This window comes from Natronoarchaeum sp. GCM10025321 (assembly GCF_042663585.1).
In the GTDB taxonomy this organism is placed as follows: domain Archaea; phylum Halobacteriota; class Halobacteria; order Halobacteriales; family Natronoarchaeaceae; genus Natranaeroarchaeum.
This window is the reverse complement of sequence record NZ_JBHTAN010000001.1, coordinates 135304-157147: the sequence shown is the minus strand read 5'-3', so window position 1 is coordinate 157147 and position 21844 is coordinate 135304. Positions and strand designations below refer to the sequence as shown.

Annotated in this window: 21 protein-coding genes; 8 read left to right on the top strand and 13 right to left on the bottom strand. The window is 60.8% G+C overall.

Going from position 1 to position 21844, the window contains the following annotated elements; genetic code table 11:
- Nucleotides 1-181: 181 nt before the first annotated feature.
- Together ACFQL3_RS00730 and ACFQL3_RS00725 are read left to right on the top strand one after the other, a co-directional pair.
- Nucleotides 182-1243, top strand: coding sequence for a hypothetical protein (locus ACFQL3_RS00730; RefSeq protein WP_377050510.1), 1062 nt, complete (start codon nt 182-184; stop codon nt 1241-1243).
- Between the two features lie 173 nt (nt 1244-1416).
- Nucleotides 1417-2112 (top strand): MBL fold metallo-hydrolase, encoded by a 696-nt coding sequence (locus tag ACFQL3_RS00725; RefSeq protein ID WP_377050508.1) that lies wholly within the window; start codon nt 1417-1419, stop codon nt 2110-2112.
- 44 nt (nt 2113-2156) lie between these two features.
- Here the strand turns inward: ACFQL3_RS00725 and ACFQL3_RS00720 are convergent, their stop codons facing one another.
- Nucleotides 2157-3446 carry an MFS transporter gene (locus ACFQL3_RS00720; protein WP_377050506.1) on the bottom strand — a complete coding sequence of 430 codons (1290 nt, stop codon included), beginning with the start codon at nt 3444-3446 and terminating at the stop codon, nt 2157-2159.
- A gap of 3 nt (nt 3447-3449) precedes the next feature.
- Nucleotides 3450-4562 (bottom strand): MBL fold metallo-hydrolase, encoded by a 1113-nt coding sequence (locus tag ACFQL3_RS00715; protein WP_377050504.1) that lies wholly within the window; start codon nt 4560-4562, stop codon nt 3450-3452.
- Between the two features lie 89 nt (nt 4563-4651).
- Between ACFQL3_RS00715 and ACFQL3_RS00710 the strand changes: the two genes are divergently transcribed.
- Nucleotides 4652-5386 carry a helix-turn-helix domain-containing protein gene (locus ACFQL3_RS00710; RefSeq protein ID WP_377050502.1) on the top strand — a complete coding sequence of 245 codons (735 nt, stop codon included), beginning with the start codon at nt 4652-4654 and terminating at the stop codon, nt 5384-5386.
- 679 nt (nt 5387-6065) lie between these two features.
- Nucleotides 6066-6671: a class I SAM-dependent methyltransferase gene (locus tag ACFQL3_RS00705; protein ID WP_377050500.1), complete on the top strand. Its 606-nt coding sequence runs from the start codon at nt 6066-6068 to the stop codon at nt 6669-6671.
- A 37-nt stretch (nt 6672-6708) separates the two neighbouring features.
- On the opposite strand, the gene ACFQL3_RS00700 is transcribed toward ACFQL3_RS00705, so the two are convergent.
- The gene (locus ACFQL3_RS00700; RefSeq protein WP_377050498.1) at nt 6709-7413 is read right to left on the bottom strand and encodes an SDR family NAD(P)-dependent oxidoreductase; all 705 of its coding nucleotides are present in this window, start codon (nt 7411-7413) and stop codon (nt 6709-6711) included.
- Nucleotides 7414-8107: 694 nt separating this feature from the next.
- A complete protein-coding gene (locus tag ACFQL3_RS00695; protein ID WP_377050496.1) occupies nt 8108-8845 on the bottom strand; it encodes a PspA/IM30 family protein in 738 nt (245 codons plus the stop codon).
- A gap of 568 nt (nt 8846-9413) precedes the next feature.
- Between ACFQL3_RS00695 and ACFQL3_RS00690 the strand changes: the two genes are divergently transcribed.
- A complete protein-coding gene (locus ACFQL3_RS00690) occupies nt 9414-11189 on the top strand; it encodes a ribosome biogenesis/translation initiation ATPase RLI (RefSeq protein ID WP_377050494.1) in 1776 nt (591 codons plus the stop codon).
- A 79-nt stretch (nt 11190-11268) separates the two neighbouring features.
- Here ACFQL3_RS00690 and ACFQL3_RS00685 read toward each other — a convergent pair whose 3' ends face one another.
- Together ACFQL3_RS00685 and ddh are read right to left on the bottom strand one after the other, a co-directional pair.
- The gene (locus ACFQL3_RS00685; RefSeq protein WP_377050492.1) at nt 11269-11655 is read right to left on the bottom strand and encodes a cupin domain-containing protein; all 387 of its coding nucleotides are present in this window, start codon (nt 11653-11655) and stop codon (nt 11269-11271) included.
- A 715-nt stretch (nt 11656-12370) separates the two neighbouring features.
- A complete protein-coding gene (gene ddh, locus ACFQL3_RS00680; RefSeq protein WP_377050490.1) occupies nt 12371-13300 on the bottom strand; it encodes a D-2-hydroxyacid dehydrogenase in 930 nt (309 codons plus the stop codon).
- 120 nt (nt 13301-13420) lie between these two features.
- Here ddh and ACFQL3_RS00675 point away from each other — a divergent pair, with 120 nt between their 5' ends.
- The gene (locus tag ACFQL3_RS00675; RefSeq protein ID WP_377050488.1) at nt 13421-14461 is read left to right on the top strand and encodes a DUF2249 domain-containing protein; all 1041 of its coding nucleotides are present in this window, start codon (nt 13421-13423) and stop codon (nt 14459-14461) included.
- An 84-nt stretch (nt 14462-14545) separates the two neighbouring features.
- Here ACFQL3_RS00675 and ACFQL3_RS00670 read toward each other — a convergent pair whose 3' ends face one another.
- Complete coding sequence (locus ACFQL3_RS00670) at nt 14546-14899, bottom strand: 4a-hydroxytetrahydrobiopterin dehydratase (protein WP_377050486.1); 354 nt, start codon at nt 14897-14899, stop codon at nt 14546-14548.
- 245 nt (nt 14900-15144) lie between these two features.
- On the opposite strand from ACFQL3_RS00670, the gene ACFQL3_RS00665 reads away from it, so the two are divergent.
- Together ACFQL3_RS00665 and ACFQL3_RS00660 are read left to right on the top strand one after the other, a co-directional pair.
- Entirely contained in the window at nt 15145-15381 is a 237-nt protein-coding gene (locus ACFQL3_RS00665; RefSeq protein ID WP_377050484.1) for a hypothetical protein, read from the top strand.
- A 554-nt stretch (nt 15382-15935) separates the two neighbouring features.
- Nucleotides 15936-16391: a ferritin-like domain-containing protein gene (locus tag ACFQL3_RS00660; protein WP_377050482.1), complete on the top strand. Its 456-nt coding sequence runs from the start codon at nt 15936-15938 to the stop codon at nt 16389-16391.
- 67 nt (nt 16392-16458) lie between these two features.
- Here ACFQL3_RS00660 and ACFQL3_RS00655 read toward each other — a convergent pair whose 3' ends face one another.
- The 6 genes from ACFQL3_RS00655 to ACFQL3_RS00630 form a co-directional block, all read right to left on the bottom strand.
- The gene (locus tag ACFQL3_RS00655; RefSeq protein WP_377050480.1) at nt 16459-17001 is read right to left on the bottom strand and encodes a DUF2249 domain-containing protein; all 543 of its coding nucleotides are present in this window, start codon (nt 16999-17001) and stop codon (nt 16459-16461) included.
- A gap of 81 nt (nt 17002-17082) precedes the next feature.
- On the bottom strand, nt 17083-17859 hold the full coding sequence (locus ACFQL3_RS00650; protein WP_377050478.1) for a helix-turn-helix domain-containing protein: 777 nt from the start codon (nt 17857-17859) through the stop codon (nt 17083-17085).
- A gap of 116 nt (nt 17860-17975) precedes the next feature.
- On the bottom strand, nt 17976-19295 hold the full coding sequence (locus tag ACFQL3_RS00645) for a P-loop NTPase (protein ID WP_377050476.1): 1320 nt from the start codon (nt 19293-19295) through the stop codon (nt 17976-17978).
- A complete protein-coding gene (locus ACFQL3_RS00640; protein ID WP_377050474.1) occupies nt 19295-20131 on the bottom strand; it encodes a HEAT repeat domain-containing protein in 837 nt (278 codons plus the stop codon). Before ACFQL3_RS00640 ends, ACFQL3_RS00645 begins: the two co-directional genes overlap by 1 nt.
- The gene (locus ACFQL3_RS00635) at nt 20131-21057 is read right to left on the bottom strand and encodes a phosphate ABC transporter permease (RefSeq protein ID WP_377050472.1); all 927 of its coding nucleotides are present in this window, start codon (nt 21055-21057) and stop codon (nt 20131-20133) included. Before ACFQL3_RS00635 ends, ACFQL3_RS00640 begins: the two co-directional genes overlap by 1 nt.
- Nucleotides 21054-21842, bottom strand: coding sequence for a molecular chaperone TorD family protein (locus tag ACFQL3_RS00630; protein ID WP_377050470.1), 789 nt, complete (start codon nt 21840-21842; stop codon nt 21054-21056). Before ACFQL3_RS00630 ends, ACFQL3_RS00635 begins: the two co-directional genes overlap by 4 nt.
- Between the last annotated feature and the right edge of the window lie 2 nt (nt 21843-21844).

Genomic DNA, 21844 nt, shown 5'->3' with positions numbered 1-21844 from the left:
ATCCGCCCGGATACCGATTGCCGAGCGGAACCCAATAGTTTTGTGAATACCACACTATACTCTATGCAATGGAACTACAGGCCCACCACGGCTACTGGTCGTGTTCGTTCACGAGTGTGTTCTACCGTAGTACCGGCACCGGAACTGGGTCGCCGCTCGCGTACACTTACGGGCCCGCGAGATGACGTTATACAATCGCGTTGCGGACCTCCCGTTGAGAGTGTCGGGCACGGATCGGACCAGCCGCCGTCGAGAGATGGCGGGCGATGCGACTCGTGTCACCTCCACGTTTGTCCTGCTGGCAGACGACGAGTTCGGCGCCGGCGAAGACGTCACGCACGACCCGGTGGATCACGAGGCGTTGCCCGAGCCGCCGGTGTTCGACTTCGAAGGCGAGTATACGCTCGAAGGGTTCTCGCGGTCGCTCGAAGACGTCGACCTCTTCCCGACGAAGCCCCCCGAGCAGGAAATCTCGCGGACCTATCGGCGCTGGGCGGTCGAGAGTGCTGCACTCGACCTCGCACTCAAGCAAAACGACACGACTCTGGCTGCTCGCCTCGACCGGGAGCGACCATCGGTTCGATTCGTCGCCAGCCCACCGGTCCCGGAGGGTGATACCACTCGAGTCGAAGAGATACTCGCGGGCAACCCCGGCTGCGAGTTCGCACTCGAACCGACCGACGCGTGGACTGCAGAGACGTTTGCGACGCTCGCGGAGACCGATGCGGTCCGTGTCCTCGACCTGAACGGCCAGCCCGAGGGGTCCGACGACGGCCGCCCCCCGGATTCCACGCTCTATCAACGGGTCTTCGAGACGTTCCCCGACGCCGTCGTGGCAGACCCTGCCGTCTCCGACGCCGTTCGCGACCTGCTTGCGGCGAATGCGGATCGCCTCTCGTGGGGCGCGCCGATCAGGAGCGTGGCCGACCTTCGTGACGTGCCGTTCGAACCGCGGTGGTGTTCGATTGCCCCATCGCGGTTCGGGACCGTCCGGTCACTCCTCGATACGATCGAGTACTGTGAGAACCAGGACATCAGTATCTACGGGGAGGGCCAGTGTGAACTCTGTGTCGGGCGTGGGCATATCCAACTGCTCGCGTCACTGTTCTCCCCCGGCGGACCGAACGATGTCGCCCCGCGAGCATATAACAAACCGGTGCTCAGAGGGGACCTGCCATCGAGCCCGCTCGAGCCGCCCGAGGATCCGACCGGGATGGAGTGGGCAAAATTGGAATTCGAGTAACATGGAATCGGAGTATCGGCGTCGACTGTGTTGGCTTCCGCTACTGCGGCGTGAATCGCCATAGTCACATCTTGCTCACGTTCCCAATCACTCAGGAACACATTGCCGAATTCGTCCCACAGCGGAGTATTTACCTAAGATATACTTTGTCACACTGTGTACACTATAGTAATATGGTCTCCAGAGTAACCGAGTCAGTCTGGCAGTTCGACCTTCGTGGCGTCAACGCCTATCTGGTCGACGACGACGTTTTGACGCTCGTCGACGCCGGCACACCGTTCGACGAAGACACCCTCCGAACGGGAATCGCCGAGGTTGGGTACGCTGTCAGCGATATCGAACGTGTGTTGGTAACCCACTACGATCTCGATCACGTCGGCACGCTCGCCGCGCTGGAGCCTGCACTCGACGCGCCAGTCTACGTGGGCGAGTTCGATGGCGGTGTCCTGACCGGAAACCGCTCACCACCGTTCACCAACCACAAAGGTGCTCTCCAGCGAGCTATCGGCTTCCTCGTGACTGAGCCATCTCTGGACATCTATACCGTCGAAGACGGCGATCAGATCGGGTCGTTCACCGCGTACCACACGCCCGGACATACGCCGGGGCACTTCTCGTACGTGAGCGAGCGGCGGGATGTTGCGTTCCTCGGCGACCTGGTCACGGAATCGGATGGGGAGTTGGAATCGTCCCCCTGGGTAATGAGCTACGACACGGACGAGGTGCGCGAGAGTATCAAATCACTCGTCGAACGAGCACCCGGTTTCGAGGTTGCCTGTATGGGCCACGGGACACCGCTCACGTTGGGCGGGAGCGATGCGCTTCGGTCGCTGGTACGTACGAAACCCACCGTGGCTGGCAGACCGTGATGGTGGCCTGAGACGCAGATTCTGGATCTTACCGCGAAGAGAGATCAGTCCTCAGACATCACCTGCGTCGGTGGCTCCGGTGCAGGTGACGGGGGTTCGTGCGTGCCGAAGTCGGGATGGGTTTCTTCCATCCAGATGTACACGATAGCACCCGAGAGGAACATCAGGATTGCAGTCATGTAGAACGCAGCCTCGATGGTGACGAACTGCATCGCGAGGCCGATCAGGACTGCGCCGACTGCATAGCCCGAGTCACGCCACATCCGGTAGACGCCCATGCCGGCGGAGCGCCACGTCGGGTGGGCGGCATCGCTCGGCACGGTCATCAGGTTGGGATACAGCAACGCCATCCCTAGCCCGGAGGCCGCCGCCAGAACGGCCCACGGAAGGTAGCCCTTGACGAGCACCATCCCGAGCACGCCGCCTCCAGCCAGGAACATCCCGACGATAACGGGGGGACGACGACCGATGCGGTCTGCGAGTCCCCCAGTTGCGATCTGCAGGAAGTACATCGCGCTGTGGACGCCGACCACGACGCCGACCGCCGCGATCCCGAGCCCTTGACTGGTCAGGTACAGCGGGACAGCGATCCAGAAGAGCGTGTCGACGAAGTTCTCGATGTGGCCGGCCTGTGCCGCGGCGAACAGCGTCCGATCGCCGTAGGTCGCGCGCTTGAGTACGGCCATGAACGGCAGGTTCGCATCCTGATGGTCGTCGTCACCTTCTGCCTGTGCGAACTGGAGCGTTTCCTTGATCAGGAAGATCGAGATGAGAAACGCCAGCACGACCACGGCAGCCAGGAAGTAGAACGGTTCGGGTCGGAGACTGGTCTGGCCGGCGATGACGCCCGTGATCCAGGCACCGACTGCGACACCGCTGTAGCCGAACGCCTCGTCGATACCGACCGCGAGACCGCGCTGGTCAGGTCCGGCGAGGTCGATCTTGGCGTTGATCGCCATACTCCAGGTTAGCGCCTGATTGATGCCGAGCAGAATGTTCCCGACGGTGATCCAGCCCCAGCTAGGCGCGAAGATCAGAATAAGCGGGAGCGGTAGTGCCGTCGCCCAGCCGAGTACGAGGACGGGCTTGCGGCCGTACTCCTCGCCCCATTTGCCTGCGTAGAGGTTGAGGATCGATTTTACGATCCCGAACGAGACGACGAAGGACCCGATAACGAACAGTGACTCGACGCCGAGAACGTCTCGACCGAGGACGGGGACAACAGCGCGCTCGGACCCGATCGTCAGCCCGGTGGCAAAAACCAGCAGGACGTGGAGCGAGAACTGTCCGAGATGCTCGCGGATTCCCTGTTTGAGCTCAGTTGTCGTACTCATGGATTACTCGGCAGCGCAGTTGTTTGGACCCATCTCCAGGTCGGCCAGTTCGTCGGCAGGAACTGATTCCTGTCCGACGTTCGTTCGCTTGACACGCTCGAAATTCGGTGGATGCTCCGGAACGTCGGCAGCAAGCGTCTCGACGAACTCCTCGCGGTCACGTCCGAGATCAGCGTTCTGCGCTCTCACCTCGCCCAGCGTTGCCATCGCTGGCGGTTCGGGGGAGCCGGGATCGTGTGCCGGCAAGACGACGGTATCGTCCGACCGGTCCAGCAAGCGCTGGAGGCTCTCGTACAGCGTCCCGGCGTTCTCTTCGAGGCCGGAATCCTCAATCCCGGCTTCGACGCCGAGTTCGACGCGCCCCACGCTCTCGTGAAAGAGCGTATCGCCAGTGATCAGAGCCGCACCGTCGATATCGAAGGAGACGCTCCCTTCGCTGTGTCCGGGCGTATGGATTACGTCGATTTCCAGATCGCCGACCGTCACGGTCTGGCCGTCCTCGATCGGGGTCGCATCGATAGCAAGCGCGTCTTTCGGATGGAGATAGTACGGAACGCCGTGTCGCTTGGCGAGGTCCGTAGCCCCGGAGACGTGATCAGCATGGGCGTGCGTGTCCAAGACACCGATCAGTTCGGCGTCGTGGTCGTCGAGGATCGCCTCGTATTCGTCGAGGTAGTGGGACAGATCGAAGACGAGGGCGGCTCCGTCAGAGATGAGAACGTGTGAGAGACAGCCCTTGCCCGGCCGGGCGACCTGCACTACCGTGGCATCGAGTTCGGTTGGAACGTCTGCATGCCGGTGGACGCGACTCCAGCCGTTCATTCCGTCAGTGAGCGTAATGGCACTGTAATCCATCTCCCGAAGTACGTCCGTCGCGGTCTGTGATACAACGCCCGCAGCACAGACGGTGACGATATCCCTGTCTCGGGGGAGATCTGACAGCGCGTCCTTCGCCGAGTCGGGGTCGGCAGTGAGTGAGTCGTAGACATCGATGTTGCGGCTGTCCGGAATGTGCCACTCGTCGAAATCTGCTTCGTGGCGAACGTCGAGGACCACTACGTCGTCGCCGTCTGTTCGCAAACGCTCGCTGAGTCGATTGGGGTTGATCTCTGGCATCAGTGCTCAGTTATACACGGGGTATCAGGATATGGGTCCTGCCGGACATGACCGGTACCCTTAATATTTTCAAACCCCTTTTCTCCCGTATGAGCCTGTACGAGGCCTCGTTCCGAGTCAAACACGAATGTCCGTATCGAGAGATCTCGGAACAGTACCCGGACCTGACGATCCGGGAGTGGTATCTGAGTGACTGTCAGGTGATCGAGATCACCGCGCCGGAATCCCCACCCGACGAACTACTCACAGAGATCGAGGAACTGGGGACGATCCTCCACCGCTCGAACGACGAGTCAGGTCTCCACGTCGTCACACAGTCCTGTCTTTGCTCGCTAGAAGACTCGATTATCGAACGGTTCGAGGAGTTTAACAGCCTCTATCAGCCACCGACGATCCATCGACAGGGCTGGGAACACTACACGGTCATCGCGTTCGACGAGGCCGACGTTCGAGCCCTCCTGCAGAATCTAGAGAACGACAGGGACATCGAAGTGCTCTCGAAGATCGCTATTTCGGAACAACAGATCCCACACAGCATGTTGGCGCCCGTCGATCAGTTGTTCGAGGAGGTAACTGATCGGCAGATGGCGGCGCTTCGACTTGCGCTCGAAAGCGGCTACTACGAGCAACCACGGAAGACGTCGCTCCGTGATCTGGCCGATCAGACGGCCGTCGCTCGGTCGACATACGAAGAACACCTCCGGAAGGCGGAAAACAAGCTCCTCACGAACGCCGGGAAGTTCCTACGATTGGTGACTGCGACGTCCTCGACAGATCCGTTAGACGTCGATAAGACGAGGCAGGCAGAGCACGTCGCCGACTGAATCGGCATCTGCCCAGGGCAGTAGGCCCTCGAATCGACTACTGGCCGTACTACCCGTGGAAAGAACTCACCTCTATCGGATCCGGCCCCTTGGGGCTACCCAATACGGGGTCAAGCGAGAGATTCGACCCGGCATGTGCTACGGTTGTCCGTCTGAGGACGGGTGCCACGTAATGCCGATTCGATGGACCGAAAACGGGTACGCACCACACTCGGGGCACACCATTCGTTTTTCATCGCGATCGAACACGCGATCGCGCATAGTGTGACGGAGTCCACAGGACTCGCATTCGAGTTCGACGGGCATTTCGAAGTCCTACTCGGTCCAGCGGTATAATGTCCTCCTGAGCGGGTCGAATCTCGGATTGGGATTCGTGTCGCCAATTCCGGTGGTCTGACCGACTGTTCACAGCGAGGGCGTCGAGATGAGGAGTATTTGCCGATCAGATGCCACTGGCAAAAACAGGGCGACCGACGGGAGAGTTATCATACGTGGCACTCACAGACGATACGATGTCTGACCTGCGAACACACGACGCGCCTGCTTCAGGCGAAGTCGACGATTCGGACTGCTGGAAGGGCGTCGATCTGGTCTCAGAATCCAGGGTTGGTGATTCCGGATCGGTAGCAGACGCTCCCGCCAGAGAGTTGCCGAGGAATAGACTCGGGCGTGATATCGTATGACCTCCTGGGACGAGCGGTTCCGGAAAGGATCCTATCCGACGGATCCGGATCCCTCGCCGACGCTACGTCGGTATCTCGATAGCTGTCCGGACGGTCGAGCGCTCGATATCGCGACAGGCACCGGTCGGAACGCGGTCTTCCTCGCGTCGGAGGGCTATCGGGTCGATGCGATCGATCAGTCGAAAGAAGGACTGCAGATCGCCCGGGAAAACGCCCGTGAGCGCGGCATCGCGGACCGGATCAACTGGATCCAGGCCGATGCCACGCGGTACGAGTTCCAGCCAGCGACGTACGACCTCGTCACGATCAGTTTCTACAGGGCTATCGATCGCTTCCCGGACATCAAGGAGGCGCTTGCTCCCGGTGGCGTGCTGTTCGTCCAGCACCACCTCAGGACGGACGACCCGGTCGACCGTGGCTCGTCCAGTGATCGCTACCGGTTCGGTGCAAACGAACTGCTGCACGCGTGTCTCGATCTGACGGTTCTCCACTACGCGGAGCGAACCGAGGTCGACGATGACGACCGCCGCAACGCCATCGCCGAGATCATCGCCCGGAACAGTTCGGGCCAGAGCCAATCGTATCCACAGGTCCAGCGCTGACAGCCAGTCGTCGAGGCGGAGCACGTCTCCCGGGGAACTAGAACTCCTCGACGTGGGGGCGTAGATCCAGTTCGAGAGTCCACGCACTGCGGTCCTGTTCGACCAGATGCCAGTAACTCTCGGCGATGGCATCCGGGTCGAGGAACTCCTCCTCGTCGCGTGTGCCGGTGCCGTCCGGGGGGAGTATCTGGCCGTCGAGGACCACATGAGCGACGTGAATGCCCTCCGGACCGAGTTCTCTGGCCATCGACTCGGCCATTCCGCGACAGGCGAACTTTGCCGCCGAGAAACCGACGGCGTTCTCCCGGCCTCGGACTGACGTGGTCGCCCCCGTGAAAACGATCGTGCCGTCCCCATCTGTCGACCGCATGTCCGCGACGGCTTCCTGTGAGCAGTGCAGTGCTGCGCGAGGGCCGACATCGAGCGCTCGCTGGAACTCGCGGTCGGACACGTCGGTAATCCCTTTCCAGGAGGCTGAACTGGCGTGATTAACGAGGACGTCGACGGGGCCGAACGCCTCCCGACATTCGGTGAATGCTTGCTCGATATCACTTGGCTGGGCCAGATCACAGTGAACGGCGATAGCGTCGCCTGCTGCCCCCTGTAACTCGGTTGCCAGCGATTCGAGATAGTCTGTACTCCGGCCGAGTAGGCCGACTGCCAGTCCCTCGGAGGCGAACCGTCGCGCGATCGATTCTCCAAGCCCAGGGCCGACGCCGGCGATGACAGCGGTACGGGCCATACTTTCGTAGACGTAGGGGAAATCAAAAGATGCTCGGTATTTACCGGTGTGATTGACGGCGAAGCGAATCATCAATTCAGTCGGCTTTGTCGAAATCCTCAGCAGATACCACATTCAGACCCATGGTGCGGTCAATACAGATGGGCAACGTAGTGCCGATGTCGTTGATCTGCTCCGAGTTTGGAAAGAAACGCGTGTCAAGATACAGAGGCTACGTTTATCGGACTGAACTCTTTGGATGGAAGCCTTCAATGAGGATTCTCGGTGGCGTCGGAATGCAGAATCTAGAAGTTGAAGCAAGCGATTTCGGCGGATCCACAGATTGGACACTCATCTATCGTTGGGGAGACTTTCACCCCACAGTTCCGACACTCGTAGAGATCACAGCTACTGCCATCTCGTTCACCGCGTAGGATCTCGAGTACCCCCATCTTACTGGGTATACACCATCAAAACCTATATATTCCACCCCATTATTGTGATCGCTTAAAACCGGGTGAGTTGTATCTCGCCTACAGCAACCGTCCCAGTTTGACGAAACGTCACCCGTCACCTTGCAAACTATGCGCCCTGTGTTCAGCAGGACTTCCGAAATACATCGCCGATTTAGGGTTTCGACAGAGCCGACAGTGCCTGTGAGTCTGACTGATCACGTTCCTCGAAGCTCGTAGAGACGATCCGTTCATAACCACATTTAGCTGGCCGGGTCATCGAGTTCCGTCTGGAGCTCCGCGTCTCGCCCCAGTTGGACTTTCAGATCCTCGAGTTCCTGCTCGACTCTGTGATCTGTTGAGAGACGGTCCAGTTCGCGGTCGATCTCGTCGCCTTCGGCGAGTATGTCGTCGAAGGCGCCGGTCTCCTCTAGTTCCTCGAGGGCGGCCGCTCGCGCTTCCATCTGCTCGGTACGTTCGGTCGCGCGTTCGATGGCGCGGTTCACGTCCGTTAGATCACCGCCGACGCCGCTGAACGACTCGGCAACGCGGGCAGAGGCCCGGGCGGCCTCGTGGCGAGCTTTCAACACCTCCTTTTGTGTTCGGAAGCCCTCTATTCGGCCGCGGAGCGCGACCTGACGTTCGACCATCTGGTCCTGCGTCGCCTGGAGACGCTCGATCTGTTCTTCCAGATCCGCAATCTGCTCGGTGGTTGTGTGCTTCTTTTCGAGCGCACGCCTGGCCAGATCGTCCCGATCCTGACGGATCGCTTCGCGGACCTGATCGTCGTGTTTCTCGACGTTCGAGCGAAGGCGAGTGCGGTGCATTTCCAGACGTTTCTTCTGGGTCGTGACTTCAGCGATTCCACGGTTGATCGCCTGTAACTCGTCGCGCAGTTGTTCATACGAGTAGTCCAGTTCAGCCTTTGGATCGGAAACTCGGTTCAACAGAGCGTTCGCCCACGACCGTATGACGAACGAGAGCCGTCCGAAGAGACTCACAGAACCCCCTCACTTTGATCGAGTTCGCGTGATCGATCTGTACCAACTGTCGACATACGAGAACTACGAGAGAGATCCGCTTAATCGTTTCAGGAGGGTAGACGAGAGCCGCGACGACTACGTCCGTCTACTTCAATTCCATATCAAGACGTTGTTCGAGATCAATATCTAGCAGGCGGGGAGTGAACGATTTGCGGCCTATATTCAGCGTGTGATAAAATATAGTATTAGAAATTAAGAGTATCTTCAATAAATAATTCGACGTATAGTGAGTAGTAATTTGCTGTTATATATCTAAAGAAAAATAATTTGAATGAGCTACTTAGTCTTGAGATGTTCACTCCTATCACGGACAATCTGTACCGTCAAGCCCACATTCGGTGATCACCAAAGGGCGAACAAGGAACGTACCGGGAGGGTCTGCGAGACGCGGGAAGTCGAGCGCGATTTTTTGACGGAGTGCCGTAACCGACCGCCGCATCGGTGAGGCGTCTTCGCCCCACTGTCGGTTCCTCGACGAACGCAGCACTCACGTCTCAGCACGGGCGACCCGAGCGGCAATACGATAATGACAAACACAGAATCAGAAGAATACGTCGCGATCATCGACCAGTACGAGGTCACCGACGAAGTGCGGGATATCGCGCTCAAGTACGACCCGCTGAACCGATCAGGGCACGAAGGCTTTCACGTCACCGACGATGGCGAACTCCACATCGACGATGCGAACGTGATGGCCGAACACAAACTCATCGAGAAGAAGATTCCCAACGATGCGATCAAAATCCTTCCGCTCCCGTCCGCGAGCGGCCAGCTCGTCCACCAGTACGGAGACAACGGGTTCCGACTGCACAACCTCCCTGCGCCCAGGGATGGGGAGGTCGTCGGACTTCTGGGCCGGAACGGGATCGGAAAGAGTACAGCCCTTCGAATCCTGGCCGGCGATTCCGTCCCTAACTTCGGCGCCGAGGAGGAACTCGACTGGGATCAGGCGGTCACATCGTTCCGCGGGACGACCCTCCAGACCCATCTCGAACGGCTTCGGGACGGGGAGATTACGACGGCCTACAAAGAGCAGCGGGTCGACACCCTCTCCGACGACGCCGGGACGGTCCGAGAACTTCTGGCTGATCGATTAGAGGATTCGGATCCACTCGTCGACGAACTCGGACTGCGACCGATCTTGGAGCGGTCCCTGGCTGATCTCTCTGGCGGCGAACGCCAGCGGGTCGCTATCGCCTCGACGCTGGCGACCGATGCAGACCTCTATCTGTTCGACGAGCCATCCTCGTTTCTCGACGTCAAGCAACGAACCACCGTCGCACGGGCGATTCACGATCACGTCCGGGAGTCCAATGCGGCGGCGCTCGTCGTCGAACACGATCTGGCTACACTGGACCTGGTCTCGGACGGGATTCACGTCCTGTACGGCGAACCAGGTAGTTTCGGCGTCGTATCTCAGCGGCTATCCGTCCGTGACGGCATCAACCAGTTTCTTGAGGGCTATCTGCAAGAGGAGAACGTCCAAATCCGACGCCGGTCGATCGAGTTCGCCCAGGCTCTCGAAAATCCGTTTTCCGATTCGGAGACCGTGCTCGACTATCCGGAACTGGAGAAGTCGTTCCCGGGGTTCTCGCTCACCGTCCACCCCGGAGAGATTCACGCAGGGGAGTCCATCGGTATCGTCGGAGAGAACGCGCTCGGGAAAACGACGTTCGTGAAACTCCTGGCCGGAAGCCTCGATGCTGACGACGGGACCGTTCCGGTTTCGCCGACTGTCTCGTACAAGCCACAGCATCTCAGCGCAGACAGTGACCAAACGGTTCGGAGCCAGTTCCAACCGATCACGGACATCCGTTCACAGGCCTTCATAACGCGGATCCGCGATCCCTTCGAAATCGAGTCGTTGTACGACCGGTCGCTCGACTCGCTCTCCGGTGGCGAACTCCAGCGAGTCGGCATCGCGCTCTGCCTCGCCCGTGAGGCGGATCTGTACCTCATCGACGAGCCATCCGCGTTTCTGGACGTTGACCGGCGGGTCTCCCTCGCCGATCAGATCTCCCGATTCAGCGATCAGACGGACAAGCCCGTTCTCGTCGTCGACCACGACCTCTTCGTGATCGACCGGGTTGCCGACCGGGTTACTGTGTTCGAGGGGACGTCAGGAGAGAACGGCCGTGCAACCCCGCCACAGTCACTTAGAGACGGTATGAACGCGTTTCTCTCCTCGCTCGGCATCACCTTCCGGCGCGACGAAGGGACGGGCCGACCGCGGGTCAACAAGCCGGGGAGCCAACTCGACAGGAAGCAACAGGCCAGCGGCGAATACTACTACGAAGAGTGAGTTAGCCTCGCCGAGCAACTTCTCGGAACGGAGTTCGCGCATGGCTCGCCGTCGTGGTCGTCGATAGTATGAGCAGTCGTCATGACTGCTCACTGCGCGGATCGAACTGTCCGGTCCGAAGCCCCTCGCGTACTGGGTCGTGTTCGGCGTCGGTTGGCGGTGGTGCGGTCACCAGTACCGCCTCCAATCTGGAGTCCTCATCGGCTTTGATGCCGCGCTCCGTATCCGCTTCGACGATGACGATATCGCCCTCTTCGACATCGTGTTCGGTGTCGCCGTCGCGGACGACCCCCCGACCGGACCGAACGATGACCGTCAGGTCGCTGCTCGGTGCGTGGACCGGAATGAACTGTTCCGGCTCGAAATAGCCACAGACGACCTTTTTGTGATCGCTTTGAAAGACGCCGTTTGCCGTGAACTGCTCGTCGTCGTAGGACCGTTCAGCATCGAAGTCGATTCGCGGCATCTTAGACCACCACCGAGGTCACGTATCCGCCACAGTGACATCGCCCATCGGCCGAGAGGCCGATATGATCGAACCGAGATTCGAGCCGTGAATACAGATACGCGGCGGGGTCTCCATGACGCTTGTGAGTAATTAGGTCGACACGGGTCCCCGGAACCGTTTGCTCGATGGCGTCGATAGCTTCGCTGACGACTAATCCGCGGTCGATTGCGTGTGCGGAGGACTCGAGATTTGCAACCCATGGTCGGTCGTGTACGCAACGGGTGACCGGTTCACGTCCCTCGTATCGCCTCGCTCTTTTGGACATATCTCATTGTGTTGTTACCATGCCGGGAATACTCTTTGACGAATATCTTCGCGAGTGTTTTTATAGGGCAACCAACGGCTTCAGAACGGCGAGGAACTCCTCTGTCGTCGACGGAACATCCGATAGCACGGACCCGGTGAGGGGGTGCACGTGATTTTTCAACTCTCGGAACGAAAATTTCGCCAATGGGCGAACAACCCTGTCGCCGAAAGTACTGTCCGGACTGTCAGCGGGAGGTTGCGGTAGTTGAGGGGGAATGTCCCGACTGTGGGCGACTGTTCCAGTCCGAGTGAGATACTCCTCTAGCACTGTGGCGATATACTCTGCTGGACCGCACTGATCCACCCGGTAGTTCCTGTCCGATCCATCTTCACGAAACTGCGTGGGTGTTCGTCGAAGATATACGCCTCAAACGACTCGGTTAACCGGCTCATCGCCGGTACGAATTCGAGTAACGCTTTCGCGGACCAGCGCTCCGACGTGCTCGTAGTAGTCGCGCGTGAAGGCTCCGCAGTGCGGCGAGACGATTACGTCGTCCATCTCCCATAGGGGCGAGGACTCGGGCAACGGCTCGGTCTCGAAGACGTCCAGTGCGGCCCCTGCGATAGATCCGTCTTCGAGCGCCGTCACGAGTGCATTTTGATCGACGACACTGCCACGAGCTACATTGACGAGATACGCGTCCTCGCGCATTGCTTCGAAGGTGTCACGACCAACCATCCGACGGGTCTGCTCCGTGAGCGGAACGGCCAGAACGACAAACCGCGCGTCCGAAACGGCCGCTTGTAGTTGATCAGGCGTGTAGACCTTCTTGACACCGGGTTCCGGTGTCGGTGTTCGCCGGACACCGATCACGTCGAGTCCGAGACCGTTCAGTCGGTCGACGATACCTCGCCCAAGCCCACCGATACCGACGACACAGGCCGTCTCGCCGCTAACCGTCCACGCTTCGTTCCAGTCGGGCTGTGACCAGTTCGCTCGTTGCTGATTCGCCACGTGTTCGTGCAGTCGTCGGGCGAGCGCGAGAAGGTAGCTCGCAACGGTCTCTCCGATCGCGTCGCCATGGATGCCCGTCGAGTTCGTAAGATAGACGTCAGCCTCCTGGAACCGATCGAGAGGGAAGCGATCGACCCCCGCTTGGACCGAGTGAACCCATCCGGCGTCGAGGAACGCCTCGCGATAAGCGAGTGTCACCACACCCTGGTCTGTGGAGAGTTCGTCTATCGAATCGTCGAGGATGACAATCTCGACTGGTAGGTCGCTCAACTTCTCGCGCAGCAGTTCTGGCGGAAAGAGTACCGATACCGACCCGTCGATGCAAAGGGTCTCTAGATGCATACGCTCCCATACGCTGTCCAGCACCTAACGATTGTTCCGAACGCTGGCCACGAACTGCATGTCCCGAATCTGTTCGCCACAGGACCTACCCATCATGCCGGCGACGTCGGATACGAGATAATGGTATCCGATATCGACGTGACTGAAACGCCGCCTGGTCAAGCACGGATGGAGATTCTGGCAGCACTCCACGAGGCCGAACCGGATAACGTAGTGACGATCACTGCTGATCGAGACCCCGGCCCAGCGCTCTATCAGGCCCAGATTACGGAGGATCGATCGCTAACGTGGACATACGAGGAAGACGGACCGGACACCTGGGCTGTTACCGCTCGCCCGACCGGTGAGAGTACCGCAGAACTGACCGAGTTCGACGTCCGCGAGCTACCGCCACAGCAACGACACTCGATCCTGACCGAAACATTCGAAAATCTCGACCCAGGCAACGGGTTCGTTCTCGTCAACGATCACGATCCGAAACCGCTGTATCACGAACTCCGTTCCATGCACGGTGAGGGTATCGACTGGGAGTATCGCAGTCGCGAGTCGGACGCCTGGAAAGTGGAGATACTCAAAACGGAGACCAGCACCAGTGGGAACGAGGCCGTGGCGGCGTCCTTCGACGTCCGCGAGATACCGAAACAGGAGCGACATCCGACCATCCATCACCGTTTCAGCAACCTTTCGGCCGGGGATATCCTGGAGCTGATCGCTCCCCACGAGCCACGACCGCTTCACAGGGAGTTCAGCCAGCAGTACGGCGAGCGGTTCGAGTGGGACGTCCGGGAGAAAGAGCATGGCCGCTGTCGTGTCTGGATCACGAAGGGGGATGCCGACACGGGAGAGTCCGAGTCCCAGGATCAACAGTCTAGCGAGGAACTGACGATTACTGACGAACTCGACGTCCGGCAGTTCCCACCGGCGAAACGCCACGAACTGATCTTCGAGTCCTACGAGGCGCTACAGGACGGGGAGGGATTCGTGCTGATCAACGACCACGACCCAAAGCCGCTCTATCACCAGTTCGAGGCCGAAGCGGGTGCGGAGTTCCGCTGGGAGTACCAGAAGAAAGAACAAGGCGAGTTCAGAGTCCAGATCGGTAAATCCGACATTGGCGAATCCACAGGGACGGCAACGCCCGATTTCGAGGCCCCGTTCTAAACGGTCGGCTCTACGGAGTCTTCGTATTCTGTCCAGACATGTGGTCCAACAGAAGTGTAGTGCAGGCCGCATCCCGCGGGTCGCTCACTCCGGCACGTACTCGTCGTGGATTCGATCCATCCGTGCGGCCATAATGAAGTCCGTCTTGTGTAGCCCGTCGATTTTGTGCGTCCACATCTCGACCGTTACCTCTCCCCACTGGAGATGGATATCGGGGTGGTGCCACTCGTCTTCGGCGAGTTCACCGATTTCGTAGGTGAACTCCAGTGCGTCGCGGAAATCCTCGAACTCGTACATGCCCTCGAGATGGTGGTCGTCGACGACATCCCAGACCTCGCTGTCGATCTCTGCAACATACTCGCGGTATTCCTCCTCTGTGAGGGGTTCGTCCTCGGAGGTGCATGCTTCACAGTCCTGATCGGCAAGTGCTTCAGGCATGCCTTGTGGTATGGTATCTGTTCTAATATACACTTCCCATCCACGTAGTGCAGGTGTTCTCATCGTCTTACGAGTGGTCTAGAGTTATAGTCTATTTATATCGAAAGCGATAGATCAGACACTGCCGAGTAACCGCGCATGCAGGACGAAAAACTCGGCCGCAGCCGATGCACCGAAGCGATTATATAAACTGCATGGTGTGTCATTGCGAAGGTGGTTTACGTACAGACTCCTGAATTTTATATGTGAGTGAAACAACAGAGGGAGCAGCAGAGACCGTGGTAGAAGTTGATGAAAACAATCTCGATCTGACTGTGATGGCTGCTGTCGGTTCTGTCGCTCTGGCTCTTTACTACTATTACGTCCGAGGGAACAAACAGCGTGGAGAGTTTATCGGCCTGTGGCCCGGGACGATTCTCGGACTCGCTACCTACATCAAACTCGGCGAAATCAAAGAGTTACTCCAAGAGAGCAACGAGTGAACTGAGGGCCAGAGCCCTACGTCCGACCGCTTCTCGGACGTATCTACTCCTGTGATGAATACTCCCGGCGAGTCGTGACTGCCCGACTGAGACATGCGATTGTTGCCAAAAGTATCCTCCAAGAGAGAGGGGCGTATGTGACAGACGGCTCCACCCGCGGTCAGAAGATGTGAACGGTAGGATGAGCACCGTCCCCATCCAATAGCATATTTTGACTCCCGACCGTCTGGAACGCCCATTGAGGGGCAGGGGGTGTGGTAGGGAGTCATGGTTGTGTAGAACGTCCTGCGATATTTTTCTTTAGTATGGTGCGCCATGGTGATTATAAGGAACAGGCAGAGTACCTGCATTTTTGCGCGTGGGGTAACCCTGATTGGTATGGCTGGTCTGCCAGCAAACTATGGAATGGGCGGTAGACTGCAAACTCTACTTTCCCAACTACGGTCGAGATCCCTTCGGCCTCAGGTTGAAGCGGCTGAAAAGTCGGTGGGGTATTCCAAGCGAGCGGGATTCGGCGATGGCTATATCCTCAGGTAGAGAGAATCCGTATTTGTATGAGCTCAGACCGCGTCATCGAACTCCTCCAGAAAGCGTACGGCGACGAGATGGAGACCGTGATGAACTACCAGACGAACGCAATCGTTCTCGACGGCGTTCGCGCCGAAGAGATCAAAGAGAGCCTGCAGCAGGACATTCAGGAGGAACTGGCCCACGCCCAACAGCTCGGAAACCGTCTCAAGCAACTGGATGCGCGACCACCCAGTTCCGCGGAGTTCACCGCACGTCAGGACTCGCTACAACCACCGGAGGATTCGACCGACGTCCTCTCGGTTATCCGAGGCGTTCTAGACGCCGAAGGGGATGCTATCGAGACGTATCGCGCACTTATCAACGCCGCCAAGGACGCCGACGACCCTGTCACCGAAGACCTCGCTGTGACGGTCCTTGCAGACGAGGAGGCCCACCGGACCGAGTTCCGGGGATTCGAAAAGGAGTATCAGAACGACTGAGTCTTTTGTTCGAGAGGCGAAACACAATACTTCCGGGCCGAGCCGAACGGCGACGGACGCCTCTCGGTCACTCGGCGGCTTTCGGAGCCAGCACGACTAGCGCGGTACTGTCCTCGTCCGCGACCGGTTCGATACGCTTGTCACCGTCGAACCGAAGTATCTCGCCCGCTTTGACGCGATGAACGTCACCGTCCAGAGAGAGATCTACCGCCCCCGACAGCACCTGGAAGAGGACGTTTCGCTCGGGGTGCTCGTGTTCGGGGAGGCTCTCTCCCGCGGTCAGCGAGAGACGGACGGTTTTCGGCGATTGGCCGGGGAACACGTCGGCGTGTGGTTCGCCGTCGAGCGCGCCGATATCGGCCCGATCTACCGTCGGGTCGGCCTCGACCTTCGGGAACTGCGCGACGAACTTTGAGGGCTCCTCGCGCTCGAGAGTATATGCGTCTTCGTCGAACGCCGGCACCTCAGCGGCCATCTCGTAGTAGAGCGGCTTCGGATCGTGATCGTTGATTATCGTGAGCGTCTCGCCGGCATCGAGGCCGTCGAAAGTGGCGTGGATCCGGTCGTGTCTTTCGTTGGGCGGAATCTCTCTGACGTCGATTTCGGTCATTGTATTCTCTACTCGGTTCTCTATGTCCATGGTTCGTGTCGCGAACACGTTCGGAGTTGCCGTGTCCGAACCCACTGCTACCTACTGAGACTCGTCCGCGAACAACTGTGAGAAGAGCGTGGCAGTCACTATCCGGAGGTGTTCCGAAACGGTGGATTTTGCGAGATCTAGCTCGGCGGCTATCTCCGCTGCGGAGGCGCCCCCGGGCTCGAAGTATCCCTGTTCGACCGCGATGGCGGCGACCTCCGCCTGGCGCGTCGTCACACAGGATAGATCGACTGGTACGACGTCGCAGTCATCGCCACAGTCCCGGCCAACGATCAGTTGCCGGAGTTCGGCGTTGAGTCCAACCGAGGCGAAGGCGTCGACGATGGCTTCCAGTTCCTCGTGCCCGGTTAGAACGAACGAGAGGAGTAGTTCGCCGTTTTCGATTCGCGTCTCGCGAGGTCTGACTGGTAGTGCCTCGAACACGGACGTAATCCCCCGGCAGGAACAGTCGTCGCACCCGGGGTCGTCAGAGTGGTCGCCAGTGTCGCTAGCCGGTGGGGCTTCGTTGGTGCCGCGCGTGGGTTCGTCACCGGTGACGGCTCCTTGTTCTGCGGACACGGCCGTCCGTACGCCGCCGTCGGTAGCGTGGGGCTCCGTCAAAAGGTCGTACCGGCCATGTGTCTGGCCGCCGAAATCGACGAGTTCGACCGTCTCCGGCGGGTCGGTGGGCGGATCAGTCGTGACGAACTCGACTCGCTCGTCGCTGGAATCGACGCGAAGGTCCTCTACCGTCGTCCGCTCCGATAGCGTCGCTACCGGGCAGCCATCGCAGCCGTCAACCGCCAACCGGACATGGATCCCGTCTGCCATACCAATTGGAGCATCTACGTTCTCAAGTATAGTATCGTTGTTCGTTCTCACGACATGAAAACAGTGCCAACGACATTGGCTGGGCCAGCGCATGATGGTAGGTGGTGTTTTTGATGTTACGGACGGGTCGCTCGCGCGAACCACGTCTCGGGGTTCTGTCGTCTGACCTGAAAGCTTGGCAGCGACTCCGTCTCGGCGAGTTCGAGCAGGAAGCCACGGACTGGCGAGGGATCGCGGTCGCTGACGAGGAAACACTCCTCGCCGGCGTCGAGCGCCTCGAAGCGCTCCTGCACTCGCTCCTTTCTGGTGTCGGGGTCGAGGCCACGGAGGTCGACGGCCCCCTCGGGCGGGTCGACCGTCCAGACGTCCTCGTAGCGCTTCTCGACGGCGGCGGCGAGGTCGGTCCCGTACTCGGGAACCCCGTTGGGGGTTGGCTCGGGCGTCGTCTGCATCTCCGGAGTGAACGGGAACTCGGCGAGCACCGGCACGTCGAGCGCCGCTATCGGATCGTCGCCGCCGAAGAGGTCGTGGGCGGTGCCGCAGTCGTCACAGACGAACTCGCCCATGTTCGAGACGACGCCGAGCACCGGCACCTCGTTCTCCTCGAACAGTTCGAGCGCGCGACCAGTGTCCGAGACGGCCGCGTGAAACGGCGTCGTGACGAGGACGACGCCGTCGACGGGCACCTCCTGAAGCGTCGTCAGGGCGACGTCGCCAGTTCCAGGGGGCATGTCGACCACGACGGTATCCGGATCGCTCCACGCGGTCTCCTCGAAGAGATCCGAGAGCGCGTCGTGGGCCATCGCGCCGCGCCAGGCGAGGGGGCCGCCGTCGGAGAGCAACGCCATGCTCATCACTTCGAGTCCGTCCATGTCGACCGGTACCGGGTTGCCGTCGTCGTCGCTGTACACCGGCCCGCTCGCTTCGAGGACCTCCGGCACGTTCGGCCCGTAGATGTCGGCATCGAAGAGGCCGACCGAGTCGGACTCGCTGGCGAGTGCACACGCAAGCGTCGTTGCGACTGTCGTCTTCCCGACGCCGCCCTTGGCGCTTGCGACTGCGATGACGCGGTCCGCCGTCTCGATGCCGGACCTCCGGCCGTCGAGATCCGGGCTTGGATCGATCTGTTCGACGCGGGCGTTCTCGACACCCTCGACGTCTGAGGCTGCCCGGACCATGGTTGCGGAGGCCTGCTCGGCGGCCTCTGGGGGGAACTCCCGCAGATCCGCCTCTATCGTGACGCGCCGACCGTCGAGTTCGATGTTCTCGACGACGCCGGCATCGAACAGGGTCATGTCGGTCTCCGGATCGCGAACGCGCTTGAGTGCCGCCTCTACCGCCGCCGTCGAGAGCGTCTGGCCTGCTGTAGATTCACCACCGTCGTCGGTGGCGGTCGGTGCGTCGGCATCCGATGGATCGACAGTGTTCTCGGTCATTATAGATCGGGTTGTCGGTTGAGCGTGCTCTCTCCGGGGAGGTCCGCACTGGAGTTCTCGGTGCCCCCGCTGAACTGGCGACGGAACTTTCCGGAGTCGGCCTCCAGTGCACGCGCCGCGGTGCTGCGGACCACCTGCCGCTCCTCGTCATCGCTCGCGACCGCTTCGAGGCGTTCGGTCGCTCGGTCGTCCTTGACGCCGGCGAGGAGGTGGACCGCCCACTCGCGGAGGCGCTCGCTCTCGGCCGCCGAGTGCTCCAGGAGCACGGGAAGCAGGGCCTCGCCGCGGAGTTTGAACAGCGAGACCATCGCGTTTCTGATGACGGCGTGATGGTCGTCGTCCAGTGCGGCTTCGATTGCGTCGGCGTAGGCAACGCGGTCGGTCCGGTCGAGCGCGACGACGGCCTCTGCGCGCACCCACGGATCGTCATCGTCAAGCGTTGCAACCGCGGCTTCGCCGGCCCGCTCGCCGCCCAGTTGGCCGAGCGCTTCGACCGCGAACTGCCGGACGTCCTCGTCACCGTCGCCAAGGCCGTTCTGAACGAGCGCGGTGATGACTGCCTCGGTAGGTCGTTCGTCAGCGAGCGCGAGGGCGGCCCGGCGGCGTTCGACGGCATCGCCCTCGGCGAGTGTTTCGATCTTGGCGGCGGCATCGTCGCTCGCCATCGGCCCGACGTCGGTCGCCTGGAGTTCTCGCGGAGTCGCTTCTCCAATCGTGACGTCGCGGCTCACCTCGATATCTTCGAGACCGTCGGCGTCCTCGCCGAAGCCGGGGCTCTCCTCGGGGTGGACGCGCGGGTCGGTGGGTCCGTCGGTCGCCTCGTCAGCATCTCTCATCAGTCACTCACCCCCGAGAGTGTCGCCCGCTGGTCCGTCTTCCCGAGAACGGACCCCACGTCGATGCAGGCGAGTGTCGCACCGAGACAGACGGCCATCGCGGCCGCTGGCGACGCCGGGACGCCCGCCACGAGCAGGAGGGCCGCACCGACGACGAGTGCGTAGTCGCCGTCCCGGAGTCCGGCCACGGCGGCCGCCACCCCGCCGAAGACTGCCGTCGCGGCGAGCAGGTGTGGCCCGCCGACGACGCCGAACGCGATCAGCAGGGCGCTCCCCGTAATGAACGGCGCACTGGTACTCACGGCGAGCACCGCGACGAGGCCGGCCACGCCCGCCACGAGTGCGACCGGATCGCTCCCTGTGCGAACGACGAGCAGTGTCAGTGCCACCAGAAAGAGGGCCGACCCCGTCCCGCGGTAGCCTGCATCGAGGACCCCCGTCGTCGAGGCAAGCGAAAGCCCGATGGCGGCGAGAAACGCGATTCCGAGGGCACGGCGTCTGAACTCGTCGTACGTCGACGGCTTGCCGAGTCCCGGGCCGAGCGCGACCGCCGCGCCACCCGTGATCGCAACGACTGCCGGGACCGCCGCGGCGTTCGAAAGGGTCGCGAGCATGCCGAACACGCCGGCGAACAGGAAGCCGATACGGACGCCGGGACGAGTGCTCGCGAGTGCGACTGCGACGAGCGCCAGCGCGACGAGGGCCGCTGCCCCCGTGCCCACCGTCGAGAGCAGACGAGTAGAGACGTTGGCCGGGTCGACCGGGACGTTGTAGAGCACGTGTAGCCCGGTCGTGGCCGCGACTGCAAGCGTCGCAAGCGCGCTGAGTGCGAGCAGTCGCACGCCGAGAGGACGGCCACGGATCAGTCCGGTCCTGGTTGTCGTACCGTCGCCGTCTCTGTCGACATCTGCCGTGGGAGAACTCACGAGTTCCCACCCGCGTTCGAACCGGTCTGCTGGACGTGCTCTCGCTCGCTACCGGCACCGACGTCGAGCCGTGTTGCGAGATCCTCGACGTCCGCGGTGATGAACTCGTCGAGGAATCGGGCGAACCGACCGTAGAACCCGGTCCCCGGTTCGTCGTCGATCCGTTCGCGAAGCCCGGAGACGAGAATCGTGAGGTGGCGGTCGTGGAAGTCGAGTCGAGCGCGGTTCACGTTGGGGTCGTCGCCACGCTTGCCGATGGCGTCGTTTGCGGCGGCCACCCGACAGAGGTAGCCCACAAATTCGAGTTCCAGCCGGATGTGATCGTGGTGACGGCGCTCCTCGCCGCCGATCTCGCAGCCGAAGAACTCGTAGGCGCGGGCCAGATCGAGGTTCACGTCGTTCCAGGAGACGTCCGACCGGTAGGTCGATTCGTACAGCGAGACCGGCGGCCCCTGACTGTCGATCGTCCCATCCGTCCCGTCGATCACCTCCGAGTAGCCGACGACGAATAGATCGTTGTAGCGGGCCGCGAGCGTATCCCGGTCGTCCTCGACGGTGAGGTCGGGAGCCTCGATGTCGAGTCCGGCCTGGTCGACGAGCGAGGCCACGGCCGAATCGATCGAACCGTCCGCCAGGGCGGCGTATAGTTCCGGGTCCGGATCGGAAAGCGCTCGGGCGGCGAGCGCGTACACTGATCCACGCGCTCCGGTCGCGGTGTCTAGCGCCTCGGTGTCGATATCGACAGCGGGACGGGAGCTATCACGGTCCGGAGTCGGTTCGGACATGC